This is a genomic window from Bradyrhizobium uaiense (genome assembly GCF_010811875.1).
Classification (GTDB): domain Bacteria; phylum Pseudomonadota; class Alphaproteobacteria; order Rhizobiales; family Xanthobacteraceae; genus Bradyrhizobium; species Bradyrhizobium uaiense.
Window position 1 is genome coordinate 1 of the sequence record NZ_VKHP01000294.1, and the last position, 10,382, is coordinate 10,382.

The 10,382-nt window shown below is 64.2% G+C and carries 10 protein-coding genes; 6 read left to right on the forward strand and 4 right to left on the reverse strand.

What is annotated here, in order from left to right:
* The 3 genes from FNJ47_RS40710 to FNJ47_RS40720 all read right to left on the reverse strand — a co-directional run.
* Positions 1-233 (reverse strand): NAD-dependent epimerase/dehydratase family protein (locus FNJ47_RS40710; protein ID WP_163161758.1); only part of this gene is annotated, 233 nt, incomplete at its 3' end.
* The gene (gene gmd / locus FNJ47_RS40715; RefSeq protein WP_163161760.1) at positions 214-1,299 is read right to left on the reverse strand and encodes a GDP-mannose 4,6-dehydratase; all 1,086 of its coding nucleotides are present in this window, start codon (positions 1,297-1,299) and stop codon (positions 214-216) included. The genes FNJ47_RS40710 and gmd, both read right to left, overlap by 20 nt.
* Before the next feature lie 144 nt (positions 1,300-1,443).
* Positions 1,444-2,118: a Crp/Fnr family transcriptional regulator gene (locus tag FNJ47_RS40720; protein WP_092115508.1), complete on the reverse strand. Its 675-nt coding sequence runs from the start codon at positions 2,116-2,118 to the stop codon at positions 1,444-1,446.
* Between the two features lie 398 nt (positions 2,119-2,516).
* On the opposite strand from FNJ47_RS40720, the gene FNJ47_RS40725 reads away from it, so the two are divergent.
* From FNJ47_RS40725 to FNJ47_RS40750, 6 genes are all read left to right on the forward strand, one after another.
* On the forward strand, positions 2,517-3,338 hold the full coding sequence (locus FNJ47_RS40725; protein WP_163161762.1) for an ATP-binding cassette domain-containing protein: 822 nt from the start codon (positions 2,517-2,519) through the stop codon (positions 3,336-3,338).
* Entirely contained in the window at positions 3,335-5,263 is a 1,929-nt protein-coding gene (locus FNJ47_RS40730; RefSeq protein ID WP_163161764.1) for a long-chain fatty acid--CoA ligase, read from the forward strand. The genes FNJ47_RS40725 and FNJ47_RS40730 overlap by 4 nt, the downstream gene beginning before the upstream one ends.
* A gap of 250 nt (positions 5,264-5,513) precedes the next feature.
* Positions 5,514-6,407 carry a branched-chain amino acid ABC transporter permease gene (locus FNJ47_RS40735; protein ID WP_163161766.1) on the forward strand — a complete coding sequence of 298 codons (894 nt, stop codon included), beginning with the start codon at positions 5,514-5,516 and terminating at the stop codon, positions 6,405-6,407.
* Between the two features lie 3 nt (positions 6,408-6,410).
* Entirely contained in the window at positions 6,411-7,484 is a 1,074-nt protein-coding gene (locus FNJ47_RS40740) for a branched-chain amino acid ABC transporter permease (protein ID WP_163161768.1), read from the forward strand.
* Positions 7,485-7,542: 58 nt separating this feature from the next.
* The gene (locus FNJ47_RS40745; protein ID WP_163161771.1) at positions 7,543-8,826 is read left to right on the forward strand and encodes an ABC transporter substrate-binding protein; all 1,284 of its coding nucleotides are present in this window, start codon (positions 7,543-7,545) and stop codon (positions 8,824-8,826) included.
* 180 nt (positions 8,827-9,006) lie between these two features.
* Positions 9,007-9,846, forward strand: a complete 840-nt coding sequence (locus FNJ47_RS40750; RefSeq protein WP_163161773.1) for an ABC transporter ATP-binding protein — start codon at positions 9,007-9,009, stop codon at positions 9,844-9,846.
* Positions 9,847-9,920: 74 nt separating this feature from the next.
* Here FNJ47_RS40750 and FNJ47_RS40755 read toward each other — a convergent pair.
* A partial coding sequence (locus FNJ47_RS40755; protein WP_175068485.1) for an AGE family epimerase/isomerase occupies positions 9,921-10,382 on the reverse strand: 462 nt, incomplete at its 5' end.

Here is a 10,382-nt window from a genome sequence, read left to right on the forward strand (position 1 = left end):
TTGGCGACGATGCCGCCGACCTTGGCCGCAGCGAGGAACACGGCCTGCGGCCGCTTCGCGGCAAACCAGGCGTTGACCGCGGCCTGGTCGCGCAGGTCGACCTCGCTGCGCGACACCGTCAGCAGATTAGCCTGTTCGCGCGCCAACCGGCGCATCAGCGCCGAGCCGACCATGCCGCGATGGCCGGCAACGAAAACCGTCTTGTCCTTCAGTTCAAACGCCGTGCTTGCCATTGGCTGCATCCTGCCTGGCCTCGACGAGATCGCTGGCGACCATTTCCTTCACCAGCTGCGCGAAAGGCGTCTTCGGCGCCCAGCCGAGCTTGGCGCGTGCCTTGCTGGCGTCACCGATCAGAAGATCGACCTCGGTCGGCCGGAAATAGGTCGGGTCGATCTGCACCAGGGTGTTGCCGGACGCCTTGTCGATCCCGACCTCCTCGACGCCCTTGCCGCGCCATTCGATGCTGCGGCCGACCTCCGCAAACGCCAGCTCGACGAATTCGCGGACCGAACGCGTCTCGCCGGTCGCGAGCACGAAGTCACCAGGCTCGTCCGCCTGCAGTATCCTGTACATGCCCTCGACATAGTCGCGAGCGTGGCCCCAGTCGCGCTTGGCATCGAGATTGCCGAGATAGAGCTTGTTCTCCAGGCCGACCTCGATGCGGGCGACGGCGCGCGTGATCTTGCGCGTGACGAAGGTCTCGCCGCGGATCGGGCTCTCATGGTTGAACAGGATGCCGTTGCTGGCGAACATGCCATAGGCCTCGCGGTAGTTCACCGTGATCCAGTAGCCGTAGAGCTTGGCGACGCCGTAGGGCGAGCGCGGATAGAACGGCGTGGTCTCCTTCTGCGGCACCTCCTGCACGAGCCCGTACAGCTCCGACGTCGAGGCCTGGTAGAACCGGGTCTCCTTTTCCATGCCGAGGATGCGGATCGCCTCCAGAAGGCGCAGCACGCCGATGGCATCGGCATTGGCGGTGTATTCCGGGCTCTCGAAACTGACCTGGACGTGACTCTGGGCGGCCAGATTGTAGATCTCGGTCGGCCGGATCTGCTGCATTAGCCGGAGCAGATTGGTCGAATCCGTCATGTCTCCGTAGTGCATCAGGAACGGCACGTTGCCGGCATGCGGGTCCTGGTAGAGATGGTCGACGCGCGCGGTGTTGAACGAGGACGACCGGCGCTTGATTCCGTGCACGGTGTAGCCGAGGCCAAGCAGATATTCGGCGAGATACGCACCGTCCTGCCCGGTGATGCCGGTGATCAGCGCAACGCGCCGCTTTGAATTCTGTGCCGTCATGTCATCTCCAGAGAGCGCGAAAATCGCGCGATCCCGACGAGGCCGGTCTGTAGCATCAGGCCTGCTCCAAGTCTAATGGCTTAATCATTTGAAAGATCAGGACTTTAGAACGTCCGAAAGTGGCCCGGTCTGGCCCGGAGCCGGTCACTCCCCGTAGTGGCGCAGCCGGTCGAGCTCGATGATCGTGACCCCGCCATATTCGAGCCGCAGCAGCCCCTCGCGCTCGAGCCGCTTCAGGCATTGATTGGCGTTCTGCCGGGAGATTCCCGACAGCGCCCCGATCTCCTCCTGGGTGATTTCAAGGTGCAAGGTGAGCTCGGGGTAGAGGATCGGATTGAACAGCGAGGCGATCGAGCGCGCCAGCCGCGCCGTCGCATCCAGCGTCCGGCCATATTCGAGCAGCGCGATGAACTGGCCGAGCCGCTCGTTGAGCTGTCCCACCAGGAAGCGGTTGAAGCCGACGCTGTTCTCGAACAGCCACACGAACGTCCGGCGATCCATCATCGCCAGTCGCGTGTCGCGCAGCGCGACCACGTCGTAGCGCCGCAGTTCGTTCTTGAGCACGGTCCCCTCGCCGAACCACGCGCCGGCAGTGAGGCCCGCGAAGCTCGCTGCCTTGCCGCCGCGCGACACGATACCCATCCGCGCCAGCCCGGTGACGATGCCGGTCCAGTACTGGAAATTGTCGCCGCGCATGAAGATGAATTCGTTGGCGCGGTAAGACTTCTCGGAAATGCCGGCGCGCGCGATTTCGATTTCTTGCTCGCTCAGTTCGCGCGACCAGGCCGCGATGCGCTTGAGGTAATCAGCAGCGATCATTCTGGCGACGGCATCCCACCCCAAAGACACAGACACGATATTGCACCGCAGCAATGCCGTGCGCAAAGCCAGGAGCCCGCCTCCTGGAATGCCAGCGAAAATTCCTGACCAATTGTCGGGCACATGACAATTCAACCTATCGCTTTCTCGTATTCAGAGCCACCTCACGTAACGCCGCGCTACGCATTCATGGAGCGTTGAGGCGGACGACGCGAGGCCGGGCATGCAGACGGGGTGCGGCGTTACCGCGCATGATGCAGGCGATCGGGGCGAGCGATGCTCCGGAACGTCGGCACTAATAGTCGGATGGTCTCCCTTCGGCAGCCCGTATAAGATCGAAACAAGATCGAAGCGAAGATAAAGAGCGCGCCAAAGCGCCCATATCTGGAGGGAACAGGGTGGCTAACAGTCTCGAGGTGCGCGGAGTCTCATTGCGCTTTGGCGGCGTCCGCGCGCTAACCGAAGTGAGCTTCGGCGTCAACGAGGGCGAACTGTTCTCCATCATCGGCCCGAACGGCGCCGGCAAGACCTCGATCGTCAACTGCATCTCCGGCCGCTACCGGCCGACCGAAGGCCGGCTCTTCTATCGCGGCCAGGACATCACCGGCCTCACCCCGAACGCGCGGCCCCGCCTCGGCATCGGCCGGACCTTCCAGAACCTCGCGCTGTTCCACCATATGAGCGTGCTCGACAATATCATGGTCGGCCGCCATCACCTCCTGAAGAACAACTTCATCACGGGATCGCTGTACTGGCTGACCGGCGCGCGCCGCGAGGAGCTGGAGCACCGCCGCAAGGTCGAGGAGATCATCGCCTTTCTCGATCTGCAGTCGGTGCGCAAGGCTACCGCCGGCCCCCTGCCCTACGGGCTGCGCAAGCGCGTCGAGCTCGCCCGCGCGATGGCGCTGGAGCCGCAACTGATCCTGCTCGACGAGCCGATGGCCGGCATGAACTTCGAAGAGAAGGAGGACATGGCGCGCTATATCGTCGATCTCAACGAAGAGTTCGGCATGACGGTCATGATGATCGAGCACGACATGGGCGTCGTGATGGACATCTCCCACCGCGTCATGGTGCTCGACTTCGGCCGCAAGATCGCCGAGGGCGATCCGGCGACCGTGCTCGCCGATCCCCACGTCAAGCGCGCCTATCTCGGCGAAGAGGACGAGGTGCTGGTCGACCCCGACGACAAGCCGGCGGTGCGGGAGAGCGCGGCATGATCGACTATGCCGGTCGCGCCGCGCAGGCCGACACCTTTCCCAAGATACTGCGCCTCAACGCCAGGGAGCACGGCAAGGAGATCGCGCTGCGCGAGAAGGATTTCGGGCTGTGGCGCGAATTCACCTGGAACGACTACCAGGCCCGAACCCATGATTTCGCGCTCGGCATGATCGAGCTCGGCCTCGGGCGCGGCGACGTGATCGGAATCATCGGCGACAACCGGCCGGACTGGGTCGCCGCCGAGATCGCGAGCCACGCCATCGGCGCGATGAGCCTCGGCCTCTACCGCGACGTGCTGGACGAGGAGGCCTCCTATCTCCTGACCTATGGCGAGGCCAGGCTGGTCTTTGCCGAGGACGAGGAACAGGTCGACAAGCTGCTCGGCGTTGCCGATCGCGTGCCCAATCTCAAGCACATCGTCTATTCAGACCCACGCGGCATGCGGAAATACGACGATCCGCGGCTGATGGAGGCGAGCAAGCTCGTCGCACTGGGGCGCGACCGTGCTGCGCGCGAGCCCACCCTATACGATCAGCTGGTCGACGCCACGCGCGGCGAAGACGTCGCGATCCTCTGCACGACCTCTGGCACGACGGCCAATCCGAAGCTCGCGATGCTCTCGGCCGGACGCGTGCTGCGGCACTGCGCGACCTATCTCACCTTCGATCCGAAAGGACCGGACGACGAGTATGTCTCGGTGCTGCCGCTGCCTTGGATCATGGAACAAATCTACGCGCTGGGCAAAGCGCTGCTCTCCCGGATGAAGGTCAACTTCGTCGAAGAGCCCGACACGATGATGCACGACTTCCGCGAGATCGCACCAACCTTCGTGCTGTTCGCGCCGCGGGTCTGGGAATCGATTGCGGCCGACGTCCGCGCCGGCGTGATGGACGCCTCGCCGTTCAAGCAGCGGCTGTACGATCTCGGCATGAAGACCGGGCTTGCGGCGCTCGCCGAGGGCAAGCGCTCGATAGTGGCCGACCAGCTCTTGTTCCGCGCGCTACGCGACCGGCTCGGCTTCACGCGGCTGCGTTCGGCGGCGACCGGCGGCGCAGCGCTCGGACCGGATACGTTCAAGTTCTTCCAGGCGATGGGCGTGCCGCTGCGGACGCTGTACGGCCAGACCGAGCTGCTCGGCGCCTACACGCTGCACCCCGAAGGCAAGGTCGATCCCGACACGACCGGCGTGCCGATGGCCGACAACATCGAGATCCGCATCGACAATGCCGACGTCAACGGCGTCGGCGAGATCGTGGTGCGGCACCCCAACATGTTCCACGGCTATTACAAGAATCCCGAAGCTTCGGTCGCGGACATCAAGGACGGCTGGATGCATTCGGGCGACGCCGGCTACTACAACGACAACCGCCAGCTCGTGGTGATCGACCGTATCAAGGATCTCGCCGAGACCTCGCGCGGCGAACGCTTCTCGCCGCAATATATCGAGAACAAGCTGAAGTTCTCGCCCTATGTCGCCGAGGCGGTCGTGCTCGGTGCCGGCCGCGACGCGCTGGCCGCGATGATCTGCATCCGCTACTCGATCATCTCGAAATGGGCCGAGAAGAACCGGATCTCGTTCACCACCTATACCGACCTGTCCTCGCGTCCCGAGGTCTATGCGCTCTTGAAGAAAGAGGTCGAGACGGTCAACGCCACCTTGCCGTCGGCACAGCGCATCTCGCGCTTCCTGCTGCTCTACAAGGAACTCGACGCCGACGACGGCGAGCTGACGCGGACCCGAAAGGTCCGTCGCAGCGTCATCAACGAGAAATACGCCGATATCATCGAGGCGATCTACCGCGGCAAGGCCAGCATCCCCGTCGACACCGTGATCCGCTTCCAGGACGGCACGACGCAGCGCGTCCGCACCACGCTCGAGGTCGTCGATCTCGGCCGCGCCGCGATCGCGGAGGCCGCGGAATGAGACACGCTCAGGGCAACGCGATGGCAGTTGATGCGCCCTCTCCCCTTGTGGGAGAGGGCTGCACTGCCGGTAGACACGAACTCGCTTCGGTGAGGGGTCTTCTCTCCACGATCCCGATGCGGAGACAACCCCTCACCCGGCTTCGCGGAGTTTATCATTGGGCGGCGCTTCGCGCCGACCCGGTGGCGAAGCCACCCTCTCCCACAAGGGGAGAGGGTGCTGGCGCCGTCGTCCGGAGCTACTGCACCCCATGAACATCCAGTTCCTGATCCAGCTGATCGTCAACGGCCTCGTCGTCGGCACGCTCTATGGCGTGGTCGCGATGTCGTTCGTGCTGATCTACAAGGCGACGCAGGTCGTGAACTTCGCGCAGGGCGAATTGCTGCTGGTCGGCGCCTGGGTGTGTTGGGCGCTGCTGACGAAGTACCAGGTGCCGTTCTGGATCGGCATGCCGATCACGCTGGTCTTCATGTTCATCTTCGGCATCGCGATCCAGGTCGTGATCTTGCGGCCAATGATCGGCGAACCGATCATCTCGGTGATCATGGTGACGATCGGCCTCTCGACCGTGTTTCAGGCCGCACTGAAGTGGATCTTCGGCGTCAACCCGCAGCCGTTCCCGCGCGTATTCCAGAGCCAGGCGGTCAGCCTGTTCGGGCTGCAAATCCAGACCGTCTATGTGATGAGCCTCGTGGTCTCGCTCGCCATGATGGTCGGCATGGCCTGGTTCTTCCGCGCTTCCAAATACGGCCTCGCGATGCGCGCCACCGCCTTCAACCAGCAGGTCGCGCAATCGCTCGGCATCTCCGTGAAGAGCGTGTTCGCGATGGCCTGGGCGATCTCGGCCACGGTCTCGGCGGTTGCCGGCGTCGTGGTTGCGGTCGTCAACGGCGTCTCGTCCGGCCTCTCCGCCTACGGCATCAAGGTGTTTCCGGCTGCGATTCTCGGCGGGCTCGACTCGGTCGGCGGCGCCGTGCTCGGCGGCATCATCATCGGGCTATTGGAAAATGTCGCCCAGTATGTCGACAGCGAGTATCTGCACTGGGGCAATCTCTACGAGATCGCGCCGTTCTACGTCCTGATCATCATCCTGATGATCAAGCCGTACGGCCTGTTCGGCACCAAGGACATTGAGCGGGTCTGATCAATGGCGACAAGCACACTCATTCCCTCCGGCGATTTCCGCACCAGCTACGCGGCCGACACCACGATCTTCCCGACCGCGACCAGCCGCAATTTCGCAATTCTCGGCATCGCTCTCGCCTGCTGCGCGCCGCTGCTGCTGTCAAACTACCTGCTTTCGATCGCGATCCAGATCGGCATCTTCGCGATCGCAGCGCTGGGCCTCAACATCCTGGTCGGCTTCACCGGCCAGATCTCGATCGGCCACGCCGCGTTCTTCCTGTTCGGCGCGTTTACCTCGGCCTACGTCTCAAACAACGCGCCGATCCCGGTGTTCTTCGCCATTCCCCTCGCCGGCGTGATCACGGCGCTGGTCGGCCTGATCTTCGGTGTGCCGGCGGCGCGGCTGAAGGGGCTCTATCTCGTCATCGCGACGCTCGCCGCGCAGTACATCCTGCTCGATTTCTTCTCGCGCGCCGAATGGTTCTCGGGCGGCTCGGTGCCGGCCAGCGCCAACCCGTTCTCGATCTTCGGCTACACCCTGCGCGGCGACCGGCAGTATTTCTACGTCGTGCTCGCCTACATGGTGATCAGCTATCTGCTCGTCACCAACCTGATGCGCACCCGCGACGGCCGCGCGCTGGTCGCGATCCGCGACCACTATCTCTCCGCCGAGATCATGGGCATCAACCTGACCAAGTACCGGACGCTGTCGTTCGGACTGGCTGCCTTCTTTGCAGGCATCGCGGGCGCGCTCTATGCGCATTACCAGCTCGTGGTGTCCCAGGAAGGCTTCGGCATCGAGCGCTCGGTGCTGTTCCTCGCGATGGTCATCATCGGCGGCACCGGCTCGGTGATGGGCACGCTGATGGGCACGGCCTTCGTGGTGCTGCTGCCGGAATCGATGGAATGGCTGAGCGCCTGGCTGAAGGGCGGCGCCATCGACAAGGCGCTGCAGCTCAACAACAACATCACCTTCCTGCGCGAGATCGCGATCGGCCTGATCATCATCGGCTTTTTGATGTTCGAGCCTGATGGCCTCGCGCATCGCTGGCGGCAGATCAAGGCCTACTGGAAGCTCTATCCATTCTCGCATTGACGCAGGGCACGAAACGCAACTCAAATTCGGTTCAACGAATAAGCAGGAGGAAACAACAATGACGATTAGATCCCTTTTGAGCTCGGTCTCCCTCGCGCTGTTGATCGGCAGCGCCGCCGGCACCGCGCAGGCGCAGATCGCCATCGGCCATCTGCAGGACCTCTCGGGCGGCACCTCCGACGTCGGCACCCCCTATGGCCAGGGCGTCGCCGACACCTTCGCTTGGGTCAACAAGAACGGCGGCGTCGGCGGCAAGCAGCTCAGCGTCGACAGCAACGACTATGGCTACCAGGTGCCGCGCGCGATCGCGCTGTACAAGAAGTGGTCGGCGCCCGACGCCAAGGTCGCCGCGATCATGGGCTGGGGCACCGCGGACACCGAGGCGCTGACCGGCTTCCTCGCGCAAGACAAGATCCCCGACATGTCGGGCTCGTATGCTGCCGCGCTGACCGATCCCGAAGGCACCAGCGGCAAGGCCAAGCCCGCGCCGTACAACTTCTTCTACGGCCCGAGCTACTCGGACGCGCTGCGCGCGGAGCTGACCTGGGCCGCCGAGGATTGGAAGGCCAAAGGCAAGCCTGGCAAGCCCAAATTCGTCCACATGGGCGCCAACCATCCCTATCCGAATGCGCCGAAGGCTGCCGGCGAAGCGCTCGCGACCGAGCTCGGCTTCGAGGTGCTGCCGCCGCTGGGGTTCGCACTGTCGCCCGGCGACTACTCGGCGCAGTGCCTGAGCCTGAAGAGTTCCGGCGCCAACTACGCCTATCTCGGCAACACCGCGGCCTCGAACATCTCGGTCATGAAGGCCTGCAAGACCGCCGGCGTCGACGTCCAGTTCCTCAGCAACGTCTGGGGTATGGATGAGAACGCCGCCAAGACCGCGGGTGATGCCGCCGACGGCGTGATCTTCCCGCTGCGCACGGCAGTCGGCTGGGGCGGCAACGCGCCCGGCATGAAGACGGTGATGGAAATCTCGAAGATCTCCGATCCGTCGGGCAAGGTCTATCGCCCGGTGCACTACGTCGCCGCGGTCTGCAGCGCGCTCTACATGAAGGAAGCGCTGGATTGGGCTGCCAAGAACGGCGGCGCCACCGGCGAGAACGTGGCCAAGGGCTTCTACCAGAAGAAGGACTGGGTGCCGGCAGGCATGGAGGGCGTCTGCAATCCCTCGTCCTGGACCGAGAAGGATCATCGCCCGACGACGAAGGTCGACCTCTATCGCGCCAAGGTTTCCGGCGCGACCGATGGCGACATCAACGACCTGATGGGCAAGGGCACCATCAAGCTCGAGAAGGTGAAGACCGTCGAACTGCCGCGCAAGCCGGAATGGTTTGGCTGGTGAGGTGGTGAGGCTGCCACCAGCGCAGCCTCGACAACAATTGTCATCCCCCGCGAAAGCGGGGGATCCAGTACGCCGCGGCCTCTCGATTGATCGCTGGCGTCTCTGGAATACTGGGTCACCCGCCCTAGTGCGCAGTTGCGCACGAAACGCGGGTGACGACAGTGGAGAGTGATAGAGACCATGAACGAAACCCTCGAAGCCACCCGCCCGGGGCCGACGGCAGTCCCGCCGCCGCCGCTGCTGAGCGTCAACAACATCGAGGTCGTCTATGACGACGTGATCCTGGTGCTGCGCGGCCTCAGCCTCGAGGTGCCGAAGGGCGCGATCGTGGCGCTGCTCGGCGCCAACGGCGCCGGCAAGTCGACGACGCTGAAGGCGATCTCCGGCCTGCTCAAGACCGAGGATGGCGAAGTCACCCGCGGCGAGATCCTGTTCGAGGGCCAGCGCATCAACGGCATCGATCCGGACAAGATCGTCCGCCGCGGCATCTTCCAGGTGATGGAAGGCCGCCGCATCGTCGCCGACATGACGTCGCTGGAGAATTTGCGGCTTGGCGCCTTCACCCGGCGCGACGGCGAGGTCTCAGCCGATATCGACATGGTGTACAAGTATTTCCCGCGCCTGAAGGAGCGCACCGGCCTCGCCGGCTATCTCTCCGGCGGCGAGCAGCAGATGCTCGCGATTGGCCGCGCGCTGATGGCGCGCCCGAAGATGATCCTGATGGACGAGCCGTCGATGGGATTGTCGCCCCTGCTGGTCAAGGAAGTGTTCGCGATCATCAAGGAGATCAACCGCGATCTCGGCGTCACGATTCTGCTGGTCGAGCAGAACGCCCGTGCCGCGCTGTCGGTCGCGAGCCACGGCTACATCATGGAACAGGGCAAGGTAGTGCTCGACGGCTCCGCCGACGAATTGCGCGACAACGAGGACGTCAAGGAATTCTATCTCGGCGGCGCCGGCGACCAGCGCAAGAGCTTCAAGAACCTGAAGAGCTTCAAGCGGCGCAAGCGCTGGCTGTGAGGCCGTGGCGCGTTATAGCGCGGAGTTGAGGACCAGTTCGCGTGCAGAAAGCGCTTCCAGTCATGAAGACGGTTCTAGGCGAGCACCTGCTCGGCTTCGGTGACCGCGCAGAGCACATGGTAGAACGACGACGCCGGGATCGTGGCGACCAACGACGCACCGTCGCGGTCGAACTGGTCGTACCAGCCGCCGGCCACGGGATGGCTGAGATAGTGCCGTTCGAGCAGCACCAGCGCCGCGCGCGCCTCGTCCGCAGCGCCGGCTTCGCCCGACTCGGCCTGCGCGACCCACGCCTTCGCCAGCTCGCTCTGCGGCCACAGCCGCCTGGAGTGGCGGCGGATGTTGCCCTCGGCATCGCCCTCGTCGATCAGGCAGCCGGTGGCGTCGCGATAGCGCAGCGCAGAGGCCAGCAGCTCGCCGCGCGGGCGCCCGGTGGGACAGCCGGTGATCCGCTCAAATCCCTTCAGCAGCCAGACCCATTCCACGAGATGCCCGGGCTCGACGCTGACCGGCGGGATCTTCGACCAGTCCTCCTC